General features: G+C 71.5%; 18 protein-coding genes, 1 rRNA gene and 1 pseudogene. 3 read left to right on the forward strand and 17 right to left on the reverse strand.

The features are described from left to right. Nucleotides 1–81: 81 nt before the first annotated feature. The 9 genes and pseudogenes from cydD to ACFWP2_RS31900 form a co-directional block, all read right to left on the reverse strand. On the reverse strand, nt 82–3567 hold the full coding sequence (gene cydD, locus ACFWP2_RS31860) for a thiol reductant ABC exporter subunit CydD (RefSeq protein WP_380457934.1): 3486 nt from the start codon (nt 3565–3567) through the stop codon (nt 82–84). Nucleotides 3568–3571: 4 nt separating this feature from the next. Next, on the reverse strand, nt 3572–4597 hold the full coding sequence (gene cydB, locus ACFWP2_RS31865) for a cytochrome d ubiquinol oxidase subunit II (protein WP_380457936.1): 1026 nt from the start codon (nt 4595–4597) through the stop codon (nt 3572–3574). Nucleotides 4598–4630: 33 nt separating this feature from the next. After that, nucleotides 4631–6175 (reverse strand): cytochrome ubiquinol oxidase subunit I, encoded by a 1545-nt coding sequence (locus ACFWP2_RS31870; RefSeq protein WP_380457938.1) that lies wholly within the window; start codon nt 6173–6175, stop codon nt 4631–4633. 384 nt (nt 6176–6559) lie between these two features. After that, a complete protein-coding gene (locus ACFWP2_RS31875) occupies nt 6560–7918 on the reverse strand; it encodes an oxygenase MpaB family protein (RefSeq protein ID WP_380457940.1) in 1359 nt (452 codons plus the stop codon). Then, nucleotides 7911–8525: a Uma2 family endonuclease gene (locus ACFWP2_RS31880; RefSeq protein ID WP_380457942.1), complete on the reverse strand. Its 615-nt coding sequence runs from the start codon at nt 8523–8525 to the stop codon at nt 7911–7913. The genes ACFWP2_RS31875 and ACFWP2_RS31880 overlap by 8 nt, the downstream gene beginning before the upstream one ends. A gap of 225 nt (nt 8526–8750) precedes the next feature. After that, entirely contained in the window at nt 8751–9638 is an 888-nt protein-coding gene (locus tag ACFWP2_RS31885) for an LAETG motif-containing sortase-dependent surface protein (protein WP_380457944.1), read from the reverse strand. A 239-nt stretch (nt 9639–9877) separates the two neighbouring features. Continuing rightward, nucleotides 9878–11377 (reverse strand): sensor histidine kinase, encoded by a 1500-nt coding sequence (locus ACFWP2_RS31890; RefSeq protein ID WP_380457946.1) that lies wholly within the window; start codon nt 11375–11377, stop codon nt 9878–9880. A 12-nt stretch (nt 11378–11389) separates the two neighbouring features. Next, nucleotides 11390–12178 (reverse strand): response regulator transcription factor, encoded by a 789-nt coding sequence (locus ACFWP2_RS31895; protein WP_380457948.1) that lies wholly within the window; start codon nt 12176–12178, stop codon nt 11390–11392. A 310-nt stretch (nt 12179–12488) separates the two neighbouring features. Then, nucleotides 12489–13031 (reverse strand): annotated as a pseudogene (locus ACFWP2_RS31900) (sigma factor-like helix-turn-helix DNA-binding protein); the annotation flags it as partial. 443 nt (nt 13032–13474) lie between these two features. On the opposite strand from ACFWP2_RS31900, the gene rrf reads away from it, so the two are divergent. Together rrf and ACFWP2_RS31910 are read left to right on the forward strand one after the other, a co-directional pair. Next, nucleotides 13475–13591, forward strand: a 5S ribosomal RNA gene (gene rrf, locus ACFWP2_RS31905). A 232-nt stretch (nt 13592–13823) separates the two neighbouring features. Next, a complete protein-coding gene (locus ACFWP2_RS31910; RefSeq protein WP_030246527.1) occupies nt 13824–14537 on the forward strand; it encodes an IclR family transcriptional regulator in 714 nt (237 codons plus the stop codon). A gap of 134 nt (nt 14538–14671) precedes the next feature. On the opposite strand, the gene aspS is transcribed toward ACFWP2_RS31910, so the two are convergent. Then, nucleotides 14672–15979 carry an aspartate--tRNA(Asn) ligase gene (aspS, locus tag ACFWP2_RS31915; RefSeq protein WP_380457950.1) on the reverse strand — a complete coding sequence of 436 codons (1308 nt, stop codon included), beginning with the start codon at nt 15977–15979 and terminating at the stop codon, nt 14672–14674. 191 nt (nt 15980–16170) lie between these two features. Further along, on the reverse strand, nt 16171–16374 hold the full coding sequence (locus ACFWP2_RS31920; RefSeq protein WP_380457952.1) for an EF-hand domain-containing protein: 204 nt from the start codon (nt 16372–16374) through the stop codon (nt 16171–16173). Between the two features lie 493 nt (nt 16375–16867). Between ACFWP2_RS31920 and ACFWP2_RS31925 the strand changes: the two genes are divergently transcribed. Then, entirely contained in the window at nt 16868–19120 is a 2253-nt protein-coding gene (locus tag ACFWP2_RS31925; protein ID WP_380457954.1) for a transglycosylase domain-containing protein, read from the forward strand. Between the two features lie 129 nt (nt 19121–19249). Here ACFWP2_RS31925 and ACFWP2_RS31930 read toward each other — a convergent pair whose 3' ends face one another. The 6 genes from ACFWP2_RS31930 to ACFWP2_RS31955 form a co-directional block, all read right to left on the reverse strand. Next, on the reverse strand, nt 19250–20146 hold the full coding sequence (locus ACFWP2_RS31930; RefSeq protein ID WP_380457956.1) for a methyltransferase domain-containing protein: 897 nt from the start codon (nt 20144–20146) through the stop codon (nt 19250–19252). A 202-nt stretch (nt 20147–20348) separates the two neighbouring features. After that, nucleotides 20349–21272, reverse strand: a complete 924-nt coding sequence (gene tgmB, locus ACFWP2_RS31935; RefSeq protein ID WP_380457958.1) for an ATP-grasp ribosomal peptide maturase — start codon at nt 21270–21272, stop codon at nt 20349–20351. After that, entirely contained in the window at nt 21248–21790 is a 543-nt protein-coding gene (locus tag ACFWP2_RS31940) for a Scr1 family TA system antitoxin-like transcriptional regulator (protein ID WP_380457960.1), read from the reverse strand. The genes tgmB and ACFWP2_RS31940 overlap by 25 nt, the downstream gene beginning before the upstream one ends. Before the next feature lie 38 nt (nt 21791–21828). Continuing rightward, nucleotides 21829–22671, reverse strand: coding sequence for a helix-turn-helix domain-containing protein (locus ACFWP2_RS31945; RefSeq protein WP_380457962.1), 843 nt, complete (start codon nt 22669–22671; stop codon nt 21829–21831). After that, nucleotides 22668–23192, reverse strand: coding sequence for a DUF6879 family protein (locus tag ACFWP2_RS31950; RefSeq protein WP_380457964.1), 525 nt, complete (start codon nt 23190–23192; stop codon nt 22668–22670). The genes ACFWP2_RS31945 and ACFWP2_RS31950 overlap by 4 nt, the downstream gene beginning before the upstream one ends. Then, entirely contained in the window at nt 23176–23367 is a 192-nt protein-coding gene (locus ACFWP2_RS31955) for a hypothetical protein (RefSeq protein WP_380457966.1), read from the reverse strand. Before ACFWP2_RS31955 ends, ACFWP2_RS31950 begins: the two co-directional genes overlap by 17 nt. Nucleotides 23368–23595: the final 228 nt, after the last annotated feature.

A 23595-nucleotide genomic window follows, 5' to 3' on the forward strand; every position in this document is an offset into this window, starting at 1 on the left:
GCGACAGGGGCGGCGGGCGACGTGCGACGGGGGCGGCGCGACCAGGCAGGGTGCCCACCGTCGGCGCGCCAGGCGGTGCGACTACCGGCCCACCGGCTCCAGCAGTCCGTCCGCCTCCCGCTCCCGCCGCCACATCGCGTGCAGCCGCCCGTCCGGATCGGCGACCAGCTCGGACCAGCGGCCCCGCTCGGCCACCCGGCCGCCGTCCAGCACCAGCACCTCGTCCACCGTGGCGTCGTCCAGCCCGGCCAGCCGGTGGGTGATCAGCACCGTGGTGCGGCCCTCGGTGGCGGCCAGCAGGTCGGCGGTCAGGGCGTCGGCGGTGGGCAGGTCGAGGTGCTCGGCGGGCTCGTCCAGGACCAGCACGGGGAAGTCCGCGAGCAGCGCCCGGGCGAGGGCGAGCCGCTGGCGCTGGCCGCCGGAGAGCCGGGCGCCGTGCTCGCCGACCATGGTGTCCAGGCCGTCCGGCAGGCCCTCGGTCCACTCCAGCAGCCGGGCGGCGGCCAGCGCGGCGCGCAGTTCGTCCTCCTCGGCCTCCGGCCGGGCCAGCCGCAGGTTCTCCCGCAGCGAGCTGTCGAAGACGTGGGCGTCCTGGGCGCAGAGCCCGATCACCCGGCGGACCGACTCGCCCGCCAGTGCGCGGCTGTCCACAGCCTGTGGACGGCCGTCGGCGAACGTCACCGTCCCGGCGCTCGGCTCCAGGAAGCGCAGCAGCGCCTGGGCGAGGGTGGTCTTGCCGGAGCCGGACGGGCCGACCACGGCGATCCGGCGGCCGGCGGCGAGGTCGAGGTCCACGCCGGCGAGCGCGTCCACCGGCTGCCCGGGGTGCCGGACGGTCAGCCCGCGCACCGCGACGGGCAGCGGCCGCTCGGGCAGCGCCACCGGTTCGGCGGGCTCGGCGACCGGGGGTTCCGCGGCGAGCACCTCGTCCAGCCGGGCCCGCGCGGCGCGGCTGCGCTGGCGGGCCTGGACGGCGAGCGGCATCCCGGTGACGGCCTCGAAGGCGGCCAGCGGGGTCAGCACCACCACGGCCAGGCAGACCGGCGCGAGCAGTCCGTCGCGCACCCCCTGGACGCCGACGGCGGCCGCGGCGGTCACGGTCAGCCCGGTGAGCAGGGCGATCAGCCCGGTGCCGAGGGCCGTGGTGGCGGCCGAGCGGGCGGCGAGCCCGGTCAGCGCGGCGTCGGCGGTGCGGACGGCGGCCAGCCGGCCGGGCAGGGCGCCGGCCACGGTGAGCTCGGCGGTGCCGGTGAAGGCGTCCACCACGGCGGTGGCCAGGCGCCCGCGCGCCGGGGCCTGGCGCCGTTCGGCACCGGCCGACCAGCGCGCGCCCAGGGCGGGCACCAGCACGCCGGCGAGCAGCAGCCCGAGGCCGAGCACCAGCCCGGCGGCCGGGAGGAAGGCGGCCATCGCCACCGTCGAGGCCAGGGCGACCAGGCCGGCCACCGCGGCCGGCAGCCGCCAGCGCAGGTAGTGGTCCTGGATCGCGTCCACGTCGGCGACCAGCCGGGAGAGCAGGTCGCCGCGCCGGAAGGCGGGCAGCCCGGCCGGGGCGAGCGCGCTCAGCCGCCGGTAGACGGCGGCCCGCAGGGTGCCGAGGGTGCGCAGCACCGCGTCGTGCGAGACCAGCCGTTCGGCGTAGCGGAAGACGCTGCGGCCGATGCCGAAGGCCCGGACCGAGGTGACGGCCATCATCAGGTAGAGCACCGGCGGCATCTGGGAGGCCCGGGAGATCAGGTAGCCGGAGGTGGCCATCAGGGCGACGGCGCAGCCGAGGGCGAGCGCGCCGAGCAGGATCGAGAGCGCCAGCCGGGGGGTGGTGCCGCCCTCGGTCCCGGGCTCTTCGACGGCGCTGGGGGCCGGGGTCGGCTGCCCGCTGTGGGCGAGCGGGGTGACCGGCTCCGCGGGCACGGCCGGGGGCCCCGCCAGCCGTACCCGCCGGTCCGCGGCGGCCAGCAGCGCCGGCCGGTGCGCGACCACCAGCACGGTGCGCGCCGGGTCGGCGGCCAGCGCCCGGACGGCGTCCACGACGGCCGCCTCGGAGGCGCCGTCCAGGTTGGCGGTCGGCTCGTCCAGCAGCACCAGCGGCCGGTCGTCGGCGAGCAGCACCCGGGCGAGGGCGAGGCGCTGGCGCTGCCCGGCGGAGAGCCCGGCGCCGTCCTCCCCCAGGACGGCCGCCAGGTCGGTGACGAAGTCGAGCGCGTGCGCGGCCCGCAGCGCCGTCCACAGCTGCTCGTCGGTGGCCTCGGGGCGGTAGAGCCGCAGGTTCTCGGCGACCGTCCCGGCGAACAGGTGGGGGTGCTGCGGCACCCAGGCGATCTGCCGCCGCCAGCTCCGCGGCTCCAGTTCGGCCAGGTCGTGGACGCGGCCGTCGGCGGCGGTGATCCGGACGGTGCCCGAGGCGGGGGCGGTGAGGCCGAGCAGGACGGCGAGCAGGGTGGACTTGCCGGCGCCGCTGGGGCCGGTGAGCGCCGTGCTGGAGCCCGGAGGCAGGGTCAGCCCGGCGCCGTCCAGGGCGGGCTCGGTGCGCCCGGGGTGCCGGACGACCAGGTCCTCGGCGGCGATCACGGCGCCCGCGAGGTCCGGCGCCGGGGTGGTGCCGCGGGCGGGCAGCGGGGTCTCCAGCACCCGGAACAGTTCGTCGGCGGCGGTCAGCCCCTCGACGCTGGAGTGGTAGAGCGCGCCGACCTGGCGGATCGGGAAGTACACCTCGGGGGCGAGCACCAGGATCAGCAGCCCGGTCTCCAGGTCGAGCGTGCCGTCGACCAGCCGGAAGCCGACGGTGACGGCGACCAGCGCGACCGACAGGGTGGAGAGCAGTTCCAGGGTGAAGGAGGAGACGAAGGCGATCCGCAGGGTGCGCAGGGTGGCGCGGCGGTAGTCGGCGGTGATCCGGGCGATGGTGGCGGCCTGGGTGCGGGCCCGGTTGAACACCTTGAGGGTGGGCAGCCCGGCGACCACGTCGAGGAAGTGGTGGGAGAGCCGGGCCAGGGTGTTCCACTGCCGGTCCATCCGGGACTGGGTGGCCATCCCGATCAGCACCATGAACAGCGGGATCAGCGGCAGCGTCCCGGCGATGACCGCGGCCGAGGTGAAGTCGGCGCCGACGATCCGCAGCAGCACGATCACCGGGACGACCACGGCCAGCGCCAGCTGCGGCAGGTAGCGGGCGAAGTAGTCGTCCAGGGCGTCGATGCCGCGGGTGGCGAGGGTGGTGAGTTCGCCGGTGCGCCGACCCGCCAGGTAGGACGGGCCGAGCGCGGTGGCGTGGTCGAGCAGCCGGCGCCGCAGGGTGGACTTCACCCGGGCGACGGACCGGTGCGCGGTGAGTTCGGTGAGCCAGCCGACCAGCCCGCGCCCGACCGCCGTCAGGGCGAGCAGCAGCAGCGGCGTGGTCAGTTCGCCGAGCGTCGCCCCGCGCTGGAAGGCGCGGACGACGATCTCGGCGATCAGACTCGCCTGGGCGACCACCAGGGCCGCGCCGACCGCGCCGAGCAGCACGGATCCGGCGAGGAAGGCCCTGGTGGTGCGGGCGTACCCGAGGAGTCGGGGGTCGACCGGCTTCACGGCGTCAGGCCTGGTCGAGCGGGGCGGCCGGGTTGTGCCCGGGGATGTGCTGGACGCCGATCCGCTTGCGGAACACCCAGTACGTCCAGCCCTGGTAGAGCAGCACCAGCGGGGTGAAGATCGCCGCCACGACGGTCATCACCTTCAGCGTGTACGGCGAGGACGCGGCGTTGGTGACGGTCAGGCTCCAGTCCGGGTTGAGGGTGGAGGGCATGACGTCCGGGAAGAGCGCCAGGAAGAGCATCGCGACCGCGGCCACGATGGTCGCCCCGGAGAGCGAGAACGCCCAGCCCTCGCGGCCGAGTTGGTTGGCCGCGAGGGCGCCGACCAGGGCGATCACCGCGACGACCAGCGCGGCGAGGCTGCGGCCGTTGCCGTGGTCGGCCTGGGTCCAGAGCAGGAAGACCAGTGCCAGCACGGCGGTGGCCAGCCCGGACACGAGCGCGGCCTTCCGGGCCCGGTCGCGGATCTCGCCGACGGTCTTGAGCGCGGCGAACACCGAGCCGTGGAAGGTGAACAGGGCGAGCGTCACCAGGCCGCCGAGCAGCGCGTACGGGTTCAGCAGGTCCCAGAGGGTGCCGACGTAGTTCTTCTGCGCGTCGATGTCCACGCCGCGCACGATGTTGGCGAAGGCCACGCCCCAGAGGAAGGCCGGGAGGAGCGAGGTCCAGAAGATGGCCTCCTCCCAGTTCCGCTGCCAGCGGGCGCCGTCGTGCTTGGCCCGGTACTCGAAGGCCACGCCGCGGACGATCAGGCAGACCAGGATGACCAGCAGCGGGATGTAGAAGCCGCTGAAGAGCGTCGCGTACCAGTCCGGGAAGGCCGCGAAGGTGGCGCCGCCGGCGGTCAGCAGCCAGACCTCGTTGCCGTCCCAGACCGGGCCGATGGTGTTGATCAGCACCCGGCGTTCGGTGGTGTTGCGGGCCAGCGGCTTGGTCAGCACGCCGATCCCGAAGTCGAAGCCCTCCAGGAAGAAGTAGCCGATCCACAGGACCGCGATCAGCACGAACCAGACGTCGTGGAGTTGCATGTCAGATCCTCAGTTCCCCGGTGGTCCGGCGCCTCAGTAGGCGAAGGCGAGCGGCTTGTCGGCGTCCTCGTCCGAGGACGGTCCACGCAGCGACGGGTCCTTGGTGGGCGGCTGCTCCGTCACCACCGGGCCGGCCTTGGCGTACTTGACCAGCAGCCGGACCTCGACGACCGCGAGGATCGCGTACAGGGTGGTGAAGGTGGCCAGCGCCCCGACCTGGGTGCCGACGCTGACGTTCGGGGAGACCGCGCTGGCCGTGGTCATCAGGCCGAAGACGGCCCAGGGCTGACGGCCCATCTCGGTGAAGATCCAGCCGAAGCTGTTGGCGATCAGCGGGAAGCCCATGGTCAGGATGCCGATCCGCCAGCTCCACTTGGTCAGCAGCGGCCCCAGTTCGCGCCCGGGGGTGAGCATCAGCCGGGGCACCTCGGTCTCGCCGGTGCGGAACTCGGGGCGGAGGAAGAGCTTCCTCCGGGTGGTCCACAGGCCGATCAGGCCGGCCAGGAAGGAGGTCATCCCGAAGCCGATCATGAGGCGGAAGCCCCAGTAGGTGACGAAGATGCTCGGGATGTAGTCCCTGGGGTTGCCGCCGTGCTGGGCGGCCTCGGCGGCGGCGGTGTCGTTGATGCCGGGGACGGTGGAGCTGAAGTCGTTGTGGGCGAGGAAGGACAGTATCCCGGGGATCTCCAGGGCGACCGAGTTGTGGCCCTTGCTGACGTCGCCGACGGCGAAGACCGAGAACGGCGCCGGCGACTGGGTCTCCCACAGCGCCTCGGCGGCGGCCATCTTCATCGGCTGCTGCTCGAACATGACCTTGCCCAGGGTGTCGCCGCTGAGCGCGGTGCCGGCGCCGAAGACCACCGCGAGCACCAGGCCGAGCCGCAGCGAGGTGCGCATCGCGGCGGTCTTCTTCGGGTCGGCGGTCTCGGGCTTGCGCTTGGCCTTCCAGAGGTGGAAGGAGGCGATGCCGACGACGAAGGCCGCGCCGGTGAGGAAGGCGGCGGTCAGGGTGTGGAAGACGACCACGAGGGTGGTGTTCTGGAACAGCACCCGGACGACGTCGGTCAGCTGGGCCTTGCCGGTGACCGGGTCGATCGCGTAGCCGACCGGGTGCTGCATCCAGGAGTTGGCGGCCAGGATGAAGTAGGCGGAGAGCACGGTGCCCAGCGCCACCATCCACATGCAGGCGCAGTGGATCTTCCTCGGCAGCTTGTCCCAGCCGAAGATCCACAGGCCGATGAAGGTGGACTCGAAGAAGAAGGCGATCAGCGCCTCCATCGCGAGCGGGGCGCCGAAGACGTCACCGACGAACCGGGAGTAGTCGGACCAGTTCATGCCGAACTGGAACTCCTGGACGATGCCGGTGACCACGCCCATCGCGATGTTGATGAGGAAGAGCTTTCCCCAGAACTTGGTGGCGTGGAAGTACTTCTCCTTGTTCGTCCGCACCCAGGCGGTCTCCAGACCGGCCACGATCGCGGCCAGGCTGATCGTGAGCGGGACGAACAGGAAGTGGTAGACGGTGGTGATGCCGAATTGCCATCGCGCGATGGTCTCGTGAGCGATTGCCAGTTCCACGTCGCCCTCTCTCCCAACCTGCCCGCGTGACGACGGGCGTCTTCCGGACAAACTTCATCTATAGCCGTAGACCGTTGCTGAACCACGCAAGCTTGTCCGCTTGTGAACGTGAACACGTTCACAAGGAGCAGTATCCACCATCCTTACGGGGGAACCGCAGGTGGGGTGGGATTGACAGCCCGGTGCGCTGCGCCACGGCCGACGGTGCGGTCCGCACAGTCTGCGGACCCACGGCGGGCCGGGGCAACGAACGACCGGGCGGATGGCCGGACGCTGTTGGCCGAACCGGCGCTTGACACGCTCGCGAGCCGGTCGCGCCGGCCGGATCGGGGTGCTACAGGGCGGACGGGCCGGCTGAGGCGGGACTTGCCGTGCGCGTCCTCGCTACGCGCGGCCGAGCAGCTCGGTGCCCGGGGCGGAGTCGGCGCGGGCGGTGAAGAAGCCGGTGAAGCCGGCGAGGAACTCCTCCCGGGTGATCCGCCCGTCCCCGTCGGCGTCCAGTCGGCGGAAACCGTGCGACAACTCCGCCGGGTGCACCCGCGGCCCGCCGAACACCGCGCGGTACTCGTCGAACTCCAGGAAGCCGCTGCCGTCGGTGTCCGCCGCGGCGAACAGCGCCCGCAGCGCGGGCAGCAGCCCCCGCTCCAGGTAGGCCTCGTCCCGGTCCAGCCCGGCCAGGGTGGCCGCCACGAACTCCTCCCGGCTCACCCGCCCGTCCCCGTCGGCGTCCATCACCGCGCGCAGCTGCTCCCACCAGCTGTCGAAGGCCCGGTACACCCGGGCCTCGCCGGCCTCGTCCAGCTCCAGCTGCCAGCAGACGTTGTGCGCCATCGCCCGCAGGTCGTGCACGGTGATGACGCCGTCGCCGGTCTGGTCCAGCACCTCGCGGAAGAAGCGGTCCAGCCGGGGCCCGCGGCCGTCCCGGTGCGGGTGGCGGCGCTTCGGCCGGGACGGCTCCGGGGAACGGTGGCGCAGCCGGTCCGGGAGGAACGGGACGACGGCGCCGGCACCGCGGTGCAGCACGACGGACAGCAGCGCGGCCCGGCGGGTGCGGACCACCCCGAACCGCTCCCGCACCACCGGCGGCAGGTCCGCCACCGTCAGCTCGCGGATCACCCGGGCCACCACCCGCCGCACCACCCGCCACCCCGCGTCGCCGAGGAACCAGAGCCGGCGCGGCCGGGGCGCCTCGCGCAGCAGATCGCCCAGCAGGTAGCGCGCCGCCTCGGTGAACTCCAGCCGCTCCCGCGCGTACCGGGCGAAGTAGGCCGGCAACTCCCCCGCGGTGGCGGGGATCTCACCCTCGGGAAGGCCGAAGGCGGCGACCGCCTCCTTGAACTCCGCGTACGCCTGCGCCAGTTCCACCGCGTCGTACGGGTCCCCGCCCAGCCGGCGCATCGCGACCACGCACTCGAAGAGCGTCAGCAGCACCCACGCCCTGGTTGCCGCGTCCCGGGCGTCGTACGGCCGCCCGTCCGGGCCCGTCCCCCGGATCCGCTTGTGCGCCCGCTCCAGCCGGGCGACCTCCCGGCGCAGCGTCTCCGCGTCCTGGTAGAACAGGCGCCGCCCGCTGCCCAGCGTGTGCTCCACCCGCCGCCACGGGTGCGCCCGGTACGTCGAGTGCTCCACCATCCCCGCCGACACCACCGGGTCCGCCGCCTGCAGCACCAGCAGCCGCCACGCGACCAGCACGACCCGCCACTCCGACAGGTCCCGCTTGAACGAGGCGCCCCGGTCAGCCACGGCGCTCGCCGGTGATCTCCGGGCCGATCACGAACCCCTTGGCGGGGCCCTCGGGGATCACCGCCTCCTTGCCGTAGGGGACGCGGGTCGAGGAGGCGTACTCACGGCGCTTGGGATCGGGCTCGGTGAGGACGGTCACGGCACCGCCGTCGTCGTGGTCGTCGATGATCACGTACACCGGGATGCCGGCGGCGGCGTAGGCGCGGCGCTTGAGGACGTGGTCACGTTTGCGGGCCTCGGCACCCGGGGAGACGGTCTCGACGACCAACGGAACCCCGGAGGCCAGCAACCCCACGCCCTCGGGATGTTCGATCTCGTCGGTGTCGTCAGGTGCCACGAAGACATCCGGAATGAACACCTTGAGACCGGCGACGATATTGCCGTCCTGGGCCGGCCCGTAGCCGCTGCCACTCAGATAGTCATACAGAGCCCGCCCAAGCCGCCTGTTGACAGTGAAGTGGCGGTTTCCGCCGGTGGGTGACAACGTGATCATCCCCTCGATGATCTCCGCTCGGAAGCCCTCGGGCACATCCATGGACTTCCACGCCTGCCACAGCAACTGGTCCAGGTTCACGGCGACGGTCCTCTCGGCGACGAGCACGCTCATTGAGACACCCCACTTCCCGTCCAGTGTGATCAGCCTGCGCGAGTCCGCACAAGCAACGGCAGGACGGTCGCACACGACCGGGGGGCCGGGCGGGTGAACGGCGGTCGGTTCACCCGATCGAGGAGTTTCGGGGCCGGGAACGCCGGAACCGCAGGACGGGCCGGGGCCTGTCCTGCGGTTCCGGGTGGTCGCGCCCTCCTCCCGAGCGGGCGCGAACGGGGTGGGTCAGGAGGTGCGGCCGGTGGCCGGCTTGCGGCGGGAGACGTAGAGGGCGGCGGCGCCGAGGCTGATCGCGAGGCCGGCGCCGGTGGCCAGGTACGGGGTGGCCGGGTTGGAGCCGGTGTCGGCGAGCTCGGTGGCCGAGCCGGTGGTGGCCTGGGTGGTGGCCGAGGTGGCCGCCTTGTGGGTGGTGGTCTTGGTCGTGGTGGTGGTGTTGGAGACCGGGGTGACGGCGGCGGGCTTCGCCGCCGGCTGCTCGGCCGGCTTCTCCGCGGGCTGCTCGACCGGCTTCTCGACGGGCTTCTCGGCGGCCGCCTTGGCGTCGGCGAGGGCCTTGTCGGCGGCGGACTTGGCGGCGGCCGCGGCTTTGGTGGCCTGCTGCGCCGTGTGGATCCGCCGGAACGCCTCGACCCTGGCGTCGTCCAGGGCGTTCCTCGCGTCGGTGACGGCGGCCTGGGCCTTCTCGTCCGCCTTGATGGCGGCGTTGGCCTCGGCGATCGCCTTGAGCATCCGCTCCCTGGCCTTGGGCAGGTCCTCGTCCGAGGCGGAGCCGTACGCCTCGGAGGCCGCCCTGGCCTCCTTGTCGGCGGCGTCCTTGGCCACGGCCGCCTTCGCCGCGGCGGCCTTGGCCTCCTGGTACTTGCCCAGGTAGGGCTGCGAGTCGTCGAGGAAGGCGGAGGCCTCGGCCTGCACCTTGGCCTCGTTGGCGACGGCGGCCTCGTAGGCCTTGGCGGCGCCGGCGGCGGCCTGCTCCAGCTCGGCGATCGAACCGTTGTCGCTCCGGGTCTGCGCCACCCCGGCCGACTCCGCGAAGGCGGGTGCCGCGGAGAGCACGGCGGGCGAGACGGCGGCGACGACGACGGCGGCCGAGACCAGCGAACGGCGGAGATTCACGATGACCCCTTTCGGGCCTCAAGGAATGCAAAAGCCTCGGCCGGGCAGGATCCCTGACGACCGGGCAGCGCCGATCATAGACAGACGCTTTCTTAACGCTCCATGCCGGATTCCGGCAATGATCGGCCGCCGCGACTTCCTGGTTCGCCGGAGAATTGACGAGTCGACAAATCCGCTGGAATCCGCGTCCCGAATTGCCCGGATTCCGGGTTTTCGGGCGGGACGGGCAGGAATCGCGGTCAGCGCTGGCGGGGCAGTTCGACCCGGAAGGCGGCGCCCTCACCCGGGGCGGTGTGGAGGGTGAGGGTGCCGCCGTGGGCGCGGGTGAGGGCGGTGGCGATGGCGAGGCCGAGGCCGGCGCCGCCGCCGTTGTCGCGGCTGCGGGAGGGGTCGACCCGGAAGAAGCGGTCGAAGACCCGCTGGGCCTGCTCCTCGGTGAGGCCCGGGCCGGAGTCGGCGACCTCCAGCAGGCAGACGCCGCCGGGGCCGGCGCCCACCCCGATCCGGACCGGGGTGCCGGCCGGGGTGTGCTTGACCGCGTTGCCGACCAGGTTGGTGACCACCTGCCGCAGCCGGGCCTCGTCGCCGATGACGGGCGCGGCGCCGGGCGCGCCGGTGCCGTCAGGGCCGGTGAGCGCGACCGGGCGGCTCGGGTCGAGGGCGGTGAGGTCGTGCAGCGCGTCGGCGGCGAGGGTGCGCAGGTCCATCGGGGCGAGGTCGAGCGGGCGCTCCTCGTCCAGCCGGGCGAGCACCAGCAGGTCCTCGACCAGGGCGCCCATCCGGTCGGCCTCGCTCTCGATCCGGGTCATGGTCCGCTTGACGTCGCCCTCGGTGGGCAGCGCGCCCATCCGGTACAGCTCGGCGAAGCCGCGGATCCCGGCCAGCGGGGTGCGCAGCTCGTGCGAGGCGTCGGCGACGAAGCGCCGCATCCGGGCCTCGGACTCGGCGCGGGCCGCGAAGGCCGCCTCGATCTGGGTGAGCATCCCGTTGAGCGCGACGGACAGCCGGCCGACCTCGGTGCCCGGGGAGAGCTCCGGCATCCGGTAGGACAGCTCGCCGGCCGCGATCCGCTCGGCGCCCTCCTCGATCCGGCGCAGCGGCCGCAGTCCGGCCCGCACGGCGAAGAAGCCGAGTCCGGCGATCAGCAGCAGGACGCCGCCGCCGATGGCCAGGAAGGAGGTGCGCAGCTTGCCGAGGGTGGCGTCGATGTCATCGCGGGAGACCGCCACCATGACGTGGGTCGGGGTGACGGTCGGCGAGGCGTACGCGCTGGGGTTGGCGGCCTGCCCGCGGGGCGGCTGGAGCGGCAGCACCAGGACCCGCCAGCGGTGCTGGCCGCGCTGGTCGGGCAGGTCGAAGGGGACGTCGGGGGCGGTCCGGGTCGGGTCCAGTCCGGCCAGCTGGGGCGCCGGGTCGCTGTCCGAGACGGGCTGGCGCATCAGCGCCTGGACCTTGCCGTCCGCGGAGAGGTACTGCACCAGGTACTGGCTGGGCAGGCTGACCCGTCGCCCGGCGACGGCGGGCCGGCCGCCGGCCGACGCGGTCAGTTGGCCCAGGGGCTTGCGGGAGAGCGGCGGCCCGTACCGCTGGAGCTGCTCGTCCAGCTGCTGCACCAGCTGGGTGCGTACGGTGCCGAGCACGAAGGTGTCGCTGACCGCGAGCCCGGTGGTGACCAGGACGAGCGCGAGCACCAGCAGCCGGGCGCGCAGCGACAGCCGGGAGGAGAAGCGGGCGAGCACCAGCGGGCCTCGTCAGCCCTGCGGGGGGCGGCGCAGGGCGTAGCCGATGCCGCGCACGGTGTGGATCAGCTTGGGGCCGTGGGCCGGGCCTGAGTCGAGCTTGCGGCGCAGGTAGGAGATGTACGACTCGACGATGGAGAGGTCCCCGCCGAAGTCGTAGGCCCAGACGTGGTCGAGGATCTGCGACTTGGAGACCACCCGGCCGACGTTGGCCATCAGGTAGTGCAGCAGCTTGAACTCGGTCGGGGAGAGCGAGACCGGGGTGCCGCCCCGGGTGACCTCGTGGGCGACCGGGTCGAGGCTGAGGTCGGCGACGACCAGCCGGCCGTCCTCGGCGGGGCCGCCGGCCCGGCGCAGGATGGCGCGGATCCGGGCGATCAGCTCCTCCAGGCTGAACGGCTTGGTGACGTAGTCGTCCGCGCCGGCGGCCAGGCCCTGCACCTTGTCGCCGACGCCGTCCTTGGCGGTGAGGAAGAGCACCGGCAGGTGGTCGCCGGGGTGCCCGTGGGCGGGGCCGGCTATCTGTCCGCGGCTGGTGCGTTCGCGCAGCTTCTCGACGACGGTGAAGCCGTCGAGGTCGGGGAGCATCACGTCGAGCACGACCAGGTCGGGGCGCTCGGCGGCGACCAGTTCGAGCGCCTCGGTTCCGCTGGCGGCGGAGGCGACGCGGAAGCCGGAGAAGCGCAGCGAGGCGGAGAGCAGCTCGCGGATGTTGGGCTCGTCGTCCACGACGAGCAGGAACGCTTCGCCCTGGCCCCCGGCCACCGTGGAGCCGCCTGGTGTGGTGACAGTGCCTTGCACGGGGCTTTCGCCTCCCGGTCGGACGATGACGTTCAGCATGAGGCTAGCCCCCGGAGGCTATGCGGCATGGATGAATGTTGGATTAACACCTTATCGGTCGGTTTTTGGGCGATCGGCGCGCAGGGGGTGGGTTCGGTGGTGTGCGCACGGGTGTGAAGCGGGTGAGCTCACAGGTGTGAAGCAGGTGCGCGGATGGGCGTGGAACAGGTGAGCTCACAGGTGTGAAGCGGGTGGGCGCACGGACGTGGAACGGGTGAGCTCACGGGCGTGGAACGGGTGTGAGCAGGCCGGACGCGGGTGATCACGCCCCCTGCGCGGCCAGGATCCGGCGGCGGGCGGAGGTGGCCAGCTGACGGCAGGCGGCCGGGGGACGGCCGACGATCGCGGCCACCTCGACGAAGGGGTGGCTGAAGACGTCGTGGAGGACGAAGGCGACGCGTTCGGCCGGGGGCATGGCGTCCAGGACCAGCAGGAAGGCCGCGCTCACCGACTCGTCCGGGATGATCCGGTCGGCCGCGGCGTCCGTCTCCGGGTCGGTCGGGTCCGCCGCCGGTTCGGTCGGGTCCACCTCGGGGTCCGCCGTGGCATCAGTTCGCGCCCGGCGCTCGGGCGGCGGCTCGGGAAGCCACTCGCCCGTGTGGCGCTCGCGCCGTACCCGGGCCGAGCCGAGCAGGTTGAGGCAGATCCGGCTGGTCACCGTGGTCAGCCAGCCGGCGGACGAGACGATCGCCTCCCGCTCCCGCCGGGGCAGCGCGTACCAGCGGGCGTACGTCTCCCGCACCGCCTCCTCGGCGTCGGCCGGTGAGCCGAGCAACCGGTAGGCCAAGTCGGTCAGCCGGCGCCGCTCACCCATGATCGCGCCCGGGCCCGACTCGGTCGTGGTGCCGCCCTCTGCTTCCCGCACCGCGTCCCCTCCCCTTCGACTCGACTGCTCTCCCGCCCCCTCTCCTATGACAGCGCGACGGGCCGGGATGTGACGCCGAGTTTCAGGAGCAGTGGGACTTCTTCGTCAAGAGCACCCACCCAGGGACGATCCTCATCGACGGCGACACCGCGACGGGCCGCGCCCACATGCCTGGAGTCCGGGGCGCGCCGTGGCGGCGTACGGCCGGCCGGCCGTACGCCGTGAACCAGCTCCTGGTGCTCAGCCCCCCGGGCCGGTCGGCCCGGGGGACCGGCCTGTTGCTGCGCGAGGCCGTCGGCTTCCGAGCCCGCGGAATCCCCCCGTATTCCCTGCTGCTATGATTTGCCGCGAGGCGAAGGCAGTGCTTTCGAGCAATTGCCCGGCCCGATCATTTCGGTGGTCATAGCGAGAGGGAAACGCCCGGCTCCATTCCGAACCCGGAAGCTAAGCCTTTCAGCGCCGATGGTACTGCAGGGGGGACCCTGTGGGAGAGTAGGACGCCGCCGAATTCTTCTTACGGCCCCTGCCGTGTCCGACAGTGACACGGCAGGGGCTTTTTCCATTTCCCCACCATTTCCCTGCCATTTCGCCTTCCCGCGGTTCCCGCGTCGCGGCGCACCCTCCGGCACGTCCGAAATGTGAGACACGGAGTCCCGGAAGAGCCGGTTTGCGGGCATCTGACAGGATGGCGGACATCGAAACGGACTTGCGTCTCGCTACCTGAGACTGCAATATCATGCTATGGACAACACTAGCGGCGTCGGCGTTCTCGACAAGGCCGCTCTGGTGCTCAGCGCACTGGAGTCGGGCCCCGCCACGCTGGCGGGGCTGGTCGCCGCCACCGGTCTGGCGCGCCCCACCGCCCACAGACTCGCCGTCGCACTCGAACACCACCGCCTGGTCACCCGCGACATGCAGGGCCGCTTCATCCTCGGCCCCCGCCTGTCCGAGCTCTCCGCCGCCGCCGGCGAGGACCGACTGCTCGCCACCGCGGGCCCCGTCCTCACCCATCTGCGCGACGTCACCGGGGAAAGCGCGCAGCTCTACCGCCGCCAGGGCGAGATGCGCATCTGCGTCGCCGCCGCCGAACGACTCTCCGGCCTGCGCGACACCGTCCCCGTCGGCAGCACCCTGCCGATGAAGGCCGGCTCCGCCGCCCAGGTCCTGCTCGCCTGGGAGGAGCCCGAGCGCCTCCACCGGGGCCTCCAGGGCGCCCGCTTCACCGCCACCGCGCTCAGCGGCGTCCGCCGGCGCGGCTGGGCCCAGTCCATCGGGGAGCGGGAACCGGGCGTCGCGTCCGTCTCCGCCCCCGTCCGCGGGCCCTCCAACCGCGTGGTGGCCGCCGTCTCCGTCTCCGGCCCCATCGAGCGCCTGACCCGCCACCCGGGCCGGCTGCACGCCCAGGCCATCATCGAGGCCGCCAACCGGCTCACCGAGGCGCTGCGCCGCAGCTGACGGGATCCGGGCCCGCGGGCACGAACGGAATCGGGCCGCGCCCGAGGAGAGTCCTCCTCGGGCGCGGCCCGTTCCGCGTTCCGGTGTCGCTCCGCGTTCCGGTGTCGTCCCGCCGGAGCGGCCACGGCCCGGGACTACGGTTCGAGGCGGTGCGGCCCCCGGAACAGGAAGGTCGCCTCCCGGATCGACGGCAGGCCGAGGGCGAGCATGAGCAGCCGGCCCAGCCCCAGACCGAGCCCGCCGTGCGGCGGGGTGCCGTAGCGGAAGCAGTCGAGGTACCCGGAGAGCGGCCCGGTGTCCATGCCCTTCTCCCGGGCCTGGGCGACGAGGCGGTCGTACCGGTGCTCGCGCTGGGCGCCGGTGGTGATCTCCACGCCCTTCCACAGCAGGTCGAAGGACTCGGTGACGGTCGGGTCGTCCTCCGGCCGCAGGTGGTAGAACGGCCGGACGCCGGCCGGGAAGCGGGTGACGAAGACGAACTCGTGCCCGGTCTCCTCGGCGATCAGGGCGCACAGCGCGCGCTCGCCGTCGGGGTCGAGGTCGTCCTTGACGCCCTCCGGGTCCCAGCCGGCGGCGCGGAGCCGCGCGAGCGCGTCGGCCATCGTGATCCGGGGGAACGGCCGCTCGGGAACGGTGACCGGGGTGCCGAAGTGCTCGGCGATCGCCGCGCCGTGGCGCTCGGCCACCGCCGCGAGGACGCGCCGCAGCATCCGCTCCTCGAAGGCCATCACGTCCTCGACCCCGTCGATCCAGGCGATCTCGACGTCGACCCCGGTGAACTCGGTGGCATGCCGGGAGGTGAAGGACGGCTCGGCGCGGAACACCGGCCCGATCTCGAAGACCTTGTCGATGCCGCCCGCGATGGCCATCTGCTTGTAGAACTGCGGGGACTGGGCGAGGTAGGCGGTGCGGCCGAAGTAGCCGACCTCGAACACCTCGGCGCCCGACTCGGAGGCCGTCCCCATCAGCTTCGGCGTGTGCAGCTCGGTGAAGCCCTCCTCCGCCGCCACCTCGCGCATCGCCCGTTCGACGGTCGTCTGGACGTCGAAGACCAGGTGCTGGGACGGGCGCCGGATGTCGAGGAAGCGCCAGTCCAGGCGCTGGTCGATGCCGGTCTTCCCGTCGATCGGCAGCTTCGGCTCGGCCGGCGCGACGATCTCCACCCGGGACGGGACGATCTCCAGCCCACCGAGCTTGACCTGCGGGTCGGCGACGACCCGCCCGGTGATCTTCACGGCGGACTCGACCGTCACGCCCTCGAAGGCGGCCTCGATGGCGTCGCCCTCCCCACCGCGGAGGTGGGTGACCTGCACGAGACCGGTGTGGTCCCGGACCAGCACGAACTGGATGCGCCGCTGGAGCCGGAGCGTGTTCACCCACCCGTAGACGGTGACCGTCTCTCCGAGGTGTGCGGGCAGCTCCGCGACGAGGGTGCGCGTCATGACAGGGAACTCCCTGGGGTGCGGGCGCGTTGGTCGCGCCACGTCGACGGGCGGTAAACGGCCGCCCTGGGCGCGTTCACCGTAGAGGATCAAGCCCGTGGGAGTCGCCCGGTTTTTCCGGGTGCGGTCCGGAAAACGACGAGGCCGGCCGGCCCGGTGCGGCGGGGCGGCCGGCCTGCCGATAAAGCCGATTACCTGACGACCGCGGCGAATTCCTCGAAGGTGATCTGGCCGTCGCCGTTGTCGTCCGCGAACTTGAAGAGCGCCTCGGCGTTGGCGTCGCTCACCTTGGGGTTCTCCTGGAGGTGGGCCTTGAGCTCCGCGGCGCTGATGTAACCGTCGCCGTCGGTGTCGATCTCGTCGAACTGGGACTTCTTGCTGGCGTCGCTGCTCACGGGGATTCCTTTGCTGGGAGGTTCTTCCGTCGTTCGGGAGCATAGAGCACAAACCCGCGAGTTTCGCGGCGATCAATTTCCTACTATTTAATTACCGCAATTTCGCCGCTGTCCCGATTCGGCGCGATCTCCGGATCGCCGTCGGCCGCCGGCCGTCCGCCACACGCCGACGCCCGGTCCGCCGGCGCACCGGCACGGTGGCACGCGGCACGGCGGGCGGCACGCCGCGCCTGGGCAGCCCGCCGCACCCGTGGGCGAGCCGGGCGCAACCTTTCGGCCCCCTCACCGCATCCAAGTGAGGGGGCCGCGGGAGGGGAGGCCCGCCGGACGGGGGGCGAGCCGCATCGGCACCGATCGCCGAATTCCCCTACAGCCCGCCAGTACGTATACGACTTGACATTTCGGAGCCAAGCTCCGGCGCCTGTTGCAGAGCCGTGACAACCCCACCGGAAAAATCGTTCGACCAGCGACTTCCACGGGTTAGCATTCCGGAATGGATTCGAATCTCCCCCCGATATGGAGTTCCTCCGAGGACGCGGAGCTCCGACCGCCCCGCAAGTCGCCGCTCCGGCTGGCCCGCCTCGGTGCGACCTTCCTCGGGGTGAGCGTCGTGTCCGGCGTGCTGCTCGCGGGTCTCGCCCTGCCCGTCGCCGGCGGCATCGGGCTGACCGCCAAGGACACGGCGGAGGGGTTCGAGGACGTTCCCGACGACTTCAAGACCCCGCCGCTCACCCAGGCCACCCAGATCTTCGACGCCAAGGGCGGACTGATCGCCAAGGTCTACGAGCGCGACCGCACCGTCATCACCGCCGACCAGATGTCGCCGTTCATGCGGCACGCCCAGGTCGACATCGAGGACGCCCGCTTCTACGAGCACGGCGCCGTCGACCTCAAGGGCGTCCTCCGCGCGCTCAGCAAGAACGCGGAGAGCGGCACCACCTCCCAGGGCGCGTCGACCCTCACCCAGCAGTACGTGAAGAACGTCAACGTCGAGCAGGCGGGCGACAACCGCGACGCCGTCCTGGAGGCCCAGCGCAAGACCCTGGGCCGCAAGATCCAGGAACTCAAGGTCGCCATCAAGCTGGAGGAGGAGCTGCCGAAGGACCAGATCCTCACCAACTACCTCAACATCACGTACTACGGGAACGGCGCCTACGGCGTGGAGGCCGCCTCCCAGCGCTACTTCGGCAAGAGCAACAAGGACCTGACCGTCGCCGAGGCGGCGATGCTCGCCGGGCTGGTGCAGAACCCGTCCCAGTACGACCCGAAGCTGCACCCGCAGGCCGCGCAGAACCGCCGCGACGTGGTGATCGGCAAGATGCTGGAGAACAAGCACATCACCCCCGAGCAGGCGCAGGAGGCGAAGGCCGCCCCGCTGGGCCTCAACTTCAAGGAGCCGCAGAACGGCTGCATCACCGCGCAGGCCGGGATGGGCTTCTTCTGCGACTACGTGCGCCATGTCGTCAAGCAGGACCCGGTCTTCGGCAAGAGCGCCGAGGAGCGCAAGAAGTTCTGGAACCAGGGCGGACTGAACATCTACACCACGCTGGACCCGGACAAGCAGGCCGCCGCCCAGAACGCGGTGAGCTCCAACGTCCGGGTGACGGACAGCGTCTCCGCCGCCGCCTCCATGGTCGAGCCCGGCACCGGCAAGATCCTCGCCATGGCCCAGACCCGCCCGTACGGGCTGCAGGAGGAGAAGAACCAGACCGTCGTCAACCTCAACGTCGACGCGGCGATGGGCGGCGGCAACGGCTTCCAGCCCGGCTCCACCTTCAAGCCGGTCGTCGCGGCCGCGGCGCTGGAGGCGGGCCTGCCCGCGACCCAGGAGTACTCGTCCCCGAACAAGCTCGAGTACCCGACGATGAAGACCTGCGAGGGCACCTGGAAGAACGACGCCCGCCCCAAGACGGTGGTGCCCAACGAGTCCGCGAGCGAGAAGGGCCCGTACCAGCTGAAGCAGGCGATGGCCCTCTCGGTCAACACCTACTTCGTGCAGATGGAGCAGGAGATCGGCCTCTGCGCGGTCAAGCAGATGGCCAACAAGCTCGGCATCACCACCAAGGCCAGCGGCAAGCCCCTGGAGGAGGTCCCCGCGATGGCCCTCGGGGTGGAGGAGATGAGCCCGCTGACCATGGCCGGGGTCTACGCGACCTTCGCCGCCCAGGGCACCCACTGCGACCCGGTCGCGATCAACAAGATCACCACCGTGGACGGCAAGGAGGTCCCCGTCCCCGCCGGCCACTGCGAGAAGGCGTTCTCCGAGTCGACGGCACGGGCCCTGAACACCGTCCTGAACGGCGTGACCGAGAACAACGGCACCGGCGCGGCCCTCAGCCTGGAGGACAACCGGCAGATCGCGGGCAAGACCGGCACCTCGGACCGCAAGCGGGCCGCCTGGTTCAACGGCTACACCCCGCAGCTCGCCACCGCCGTCTGGATCGGCGGCCCCAAGGGCGGCGTCGAGATGCGCAACATCACCATCAACGGGAAGTACCGCGCCGAGGTGTTCGGCGCCGACGGCCCCGGCCCGATCTGGCGGGACGCCATGAACCAGGCCCTGCGCGGCACCCCCAAGCAGACCCTGCCGATGGCCGACATCCCCGACCCGGCGCCGCCGAAGGCCGACCCGAGCACCACCCCGCCCGGCGCCCCCACCAACACCGGCCCGGCCACCAACACCGGCCCGGCCACCACCACGGGCCCGGCGACCACCCCCACCCAGCCCGACCAGCAGCAGCCCTGACCGCGTACCGCCTCGCGGTCTCCCGCCCCGCCGAGCCGGCAGCTCGGCGGGGCGAGGTGTTTCAGGGCCCGGGTGCGGAGGACCCGCGCAGGAAGTCGGACGGGCCGACTTCCTGCTCCGTCAGATCCGTCAGAGGGGCCGGCGGAGGAGAGTGCCGTCCGGTGCCTCGTAGCCCACGAACTGGCCCTCCGGCCCGGCCTCGACGGTGAACCACTCCCGGCGCGGGCGATTCAGGTCGAGCCAGGTGCGGTGGGCGGCCTCGACCGTCCGCCAGAGGTCACGGGGGCCGTCGAGGGCGACGGTGCGGCCCTGCGCGTGGGCGGTCGAGCCGTCCGCGGTGTCCCGGAGGGCACGACCGTCGCGCACGACGGTGGGGGCGAGGTGGAGGTCGGCCCAGAACGCGAACCCCGGGTCGTCCAGCGCGCGGGCGTCGATCTCCGTGGCCCGGCCGCCGGCATGGGTCGCAGCCGCCTCCCACCCGGTGTCCGGTTCGCCGCGCAACGGCATGAAGGCCGCCGGACGGTGCAGGAAGCGCCCGACCGCGCGCCCGTCCGGCAGCTTGGTGAGCCTGGCCACCGCACCGCGGAGCGGAGCGACGACCAGGCCGCCGGGCGCGCACTGGTCGAGCCACGCCTCGGGGATGCGGCGCACGCCGCAGGTGGCGATGACCCGGTCGTACGGCGCGCCGTCCGGGTGACCCCCCGCCCCATCGGCCCGGACCACGACGGGCTCGAAGCCGGCCCCGCCCAACCGGGCACGGGCCGTGGCCACCAGGTGCTCGGTGCGGTCGACGGTCGTGACGTACTGGGCTCCCGCGAGGTGGCAGAGCAGGGCGGCGTTGTAGCCCGTGCCCGTGCCGATCTCCAACACCCGGTCCCCGGGCCGGACATCCAGCGCGTCGAGCATGTCGGCCATCAGGCTCGGCAGTGTGGAGGAGGACGTCGCCACCCCGCGCACGCCGCCCGGGTCGGCGTCCTCCGCGTGCACGCCGTCGACCTCGGTGACCAGCACCCGGTCCGAGTACACCTCCCGCAGCCACCCGTCTCCGGCCCGGCAAAGACGTGGACGCCGTGCTGCTCCCGGTAGAACACCGGCACGAACGGATGCCGCGGCACATTGAGGAACGCCTCGACCACCCGCGAGGAGAGCGTCGAGCTCACCCTCTCGATCTCCGAGGCCAAGTCCATTCGGGCCCCCAGGAGTTGCTCGTCGTCGTAGTCCGGAATCGTCATGCCTGGGCGGGACCTTCCAGGTAGTCGCAGATGGCGGCGGTGATGGGCAGACCGGTCGCCTGCTCGATGAACCCGTACTGCCCATTCGGATTCACCTCGAGGAACGTCCACTCGCCCGAGGGGGATACGACGAAGTCGAAGGCACCGTAAGGCAGTCCGAGCCTTCCCAGCATGCGACGGATCGCGCTCGCCACGGCTGCGGGAGGTTCGCAGACCCGGTAGGTCAGGCTGTCGTAGTCGCTACGCCAATCGACCTCCGCTGCCGCCGAGTTCGCGTGGATCTCAGCGGCGAAGAGCTGCCCGCCCACAGCTGTGAGCCGCACTTCATGGGCCTTGGGCACCCATTCCTGGAACAGGTGCGCCGTCGTGCGGATCGAGGGATCATCGATCCCGCCTCGATCCGGCACGGTCGCGTACACAGCGACGGACTGACCGTCGATGGTCCCGCGGATCGGGGTGAAGGGCTTGTAGACCACCGGAGTCCCGATGCCGTCCGCGAACTCCCGTGCGGCTTCAGGCATGTTGGTGATCAGTGTTCGCGGGACCCGGAGCCCGCACTCGGCCGCCACCCGGAGCTGGAACGGCTTGTACTCGGCGTCGGCCGCGCGGCCCGGCGGCGGCAGCCACCGGCAGGACAGCGCCGACAGCAGGCCGCCGAACCCGCGCCGCGCCTCGGCGGAGGCCACGCTGCGAGCCTCCGCCGACATCTCGGCGGGGAACTCCGGTGCGCTCGGGCGACGGTAGTAGACCGACCGCACGGCCGAGAGGTCGAGCGTTCGCCGTTCGGTGGCGAGCGTCCCGGCCCAGCCGGAGGCCCCGTCGAGGCCGGCCGCCAGGGCCAGCCTCGACGGGAACCACGCCGTGTCCGCCCGGAAGACGGGGGTTCCGCGCCGGTTCAGTTCCTCGATCGGTCTCTCCACCCCGTCAACCGGTCGCGAGCATCACCGCCCCAGAGTGCGTACTCCTCGAACGTTCGGAACTCCTTCAGATAATCCTCGATTTCCTGCCGCTCGCGAAACGCAAGCACGCCTGTCACGAATTCGACAGTGGCCAGGAAGGAGTCATAGATGGTGAACACGTTCAGTGGCCCCCGCGGCATGTGCCCTACCATCGGGATGACACCGAGCCGAACCCTCGGCAGGCGGGACACCGAAGCCAGGTGATCAAGTTGCCTCGCCATGGCCGGCGCAGGAATCAGCGGCCAGAGACAGGCCTGCTCGGTCAGGAGGAAGGTGAAGCGCTTGGTGGTGTCATGAAGAACGGCCTGTCGCTCCAACTTCTTGCCGATGACCTTCGAATGGTCGCCGGGAAACGCAGCAAGGCTGGCCGCGATGTACTCAGGCGTCGCAATCAGCCCAGTGACCATGGTCGGCAGGAAGTACCGGAACTCGGTCGCATCCCGCTCAATCGCCGCCAGCTCCTCCTGCTTCTCGTTCATGCCGCTTTGGCTTCGGCTCCTTGCCCCCTGCTCCGCATTCACGATGCGCTCACCCCTGCCTGCCCTTCATTCAAGTACTCGTCTCGAATGGCTTCGATCATTCGGCGCATCTCGTCGCCGGCCATGGCCGTAGCCGCGAATCCGTCGAACTTGCGGACGTACGACTCGACATCCCGAGGATCGGTGACCGTCACCTCGGCGTGCACGGTCTCGACCGTCACCATGCGGTCGTCCCGGATGACGAAGGAGTGCGCCGGCACATCGGACTGTGGTGAGGCCAGCGGAACGATCCGGATGTCGACGTGGGAGAGGCGCGACGCGGAGAGGATCCGGTCCAGCTGCCCCGCCATCATCGCGGGCGGCACCAGACGCCACCGGAGAACGGGTTCGGTGAGGACGAACCGCATGGTCTTCGTAGCGTCGTAGAGGGACTGCTGTCTGACCAGCCTCGCAGCTACTGCCCGCGCGAGCGATTCCTCGCCGAGCTCCTTTCGCCCGAAGACCGCACGCACGTACTCCGGCGTCTGTAGGAGGCCCGGGACGAGGGACGGTTGGAACACACGGAGAAGCCTGGTCGAGTCGTCCAGTGCTTTGATCTGCTGCTGCTTGCGGTGGTACCCGAGACGCCGGACCAACCGCCAGGCGGTCGCCTCCGTGGCCTGTGCCCGCGCCGCAGCCATGTACTCGGACTTGACCTCGTCGGACACACCTATGGCGGTGAGGATGCGGTCCACGTCCACGACGGTGGGCGTGACCTTCCCGGTCTCGATCTTGCTCAGCTTGCTTGGAGACATGACGGCGCTGCGGGCCACGGCCTTGGCCTCCTTGCCGGAGGCCTGACGCAGTTCCCGCAGCGCCGGTCCGAGCTGCGTCCTGTTCACTGGCTGTGTTCGGCCCACCAATCGGAGAATGGCACCGAGTGGGCCATCACGGTGTCCCGGTACGCCTTGAACTCAACGGCCCGGCTGCCTGTGCGGAAGTCGACACCGAGGTACTTGCCCTCGTCGTATCTCATCGAGGCGGCAGTCTCGTCGTCGAAGAGCCAGAAATCCCGGGCTTCGGGAACGGGGTTCTCCCGGTCGGTGATGTCGAGGATGAAGAACTCCTCACCCACCGTCATGTTGCGGTGGTATCCCCAGGCAAGCTCGAAGCGGAGGTAGTCCGTGAGCGGCCGCGAAAGGATGTGCACCCGGTACATGCGCTTGCCTGCCTGGGTGGCATCGGCCACTGTCCTGACCCACCCGGCGTTCTTGTAGTCATCCGGCTGTTCCTCACCTGCTAGGAAGGCTCGATATGCGTCGACTCCGCCGGACAGGCTGTAGTCGTCGAGTGTTTCGAGTCGGAACGCCTCACGTTCGAAGACCGAGAACCAATCCCCGAGAGTCCTAGATGAGGTTGTCACGGACGGCCTTTCGAATGAGTTCGGCTGGAACCTCGACCAGCATCTCGTGTGCCGGGATCTGGAGACCGTGTTCGGTCACGAGCTCGCCCTGAACGGCGACGGTGCCCCGATCCGTCAGGTACAGCGTCGGGCACTCGCCCTCGTCGCAGGAACCTACAAGCCGTGTCAGCTTCACAGTTGCCTCTTCGCTCGTCGGGTTTCCGAACGATGCTCTCGGAGTTGCTCCGAGAGAGGCAAGGGGTTCACGTTGCCGGTACTGGAAACCGGGTTGGTCTCGAACATCTGCCGCAAACCATGCAGGAGTTGTCGGCCGCCGGCCCACTCAGGTCGTGGAGAGCAACCCCCGGGAGCGGTGCGAGGGGCAGATTCACGTGATGATGAGGCCAATACAAGGGGCGGGTAT

Source organism: Kitasatospora sp. NPDC058444, from assembly GCF_042721415.1.
GTDB lineage: Bacteria > Actinomycetota > Actinomycetes > Streptomycetales > Streptomycetaceae > Kitasatospora.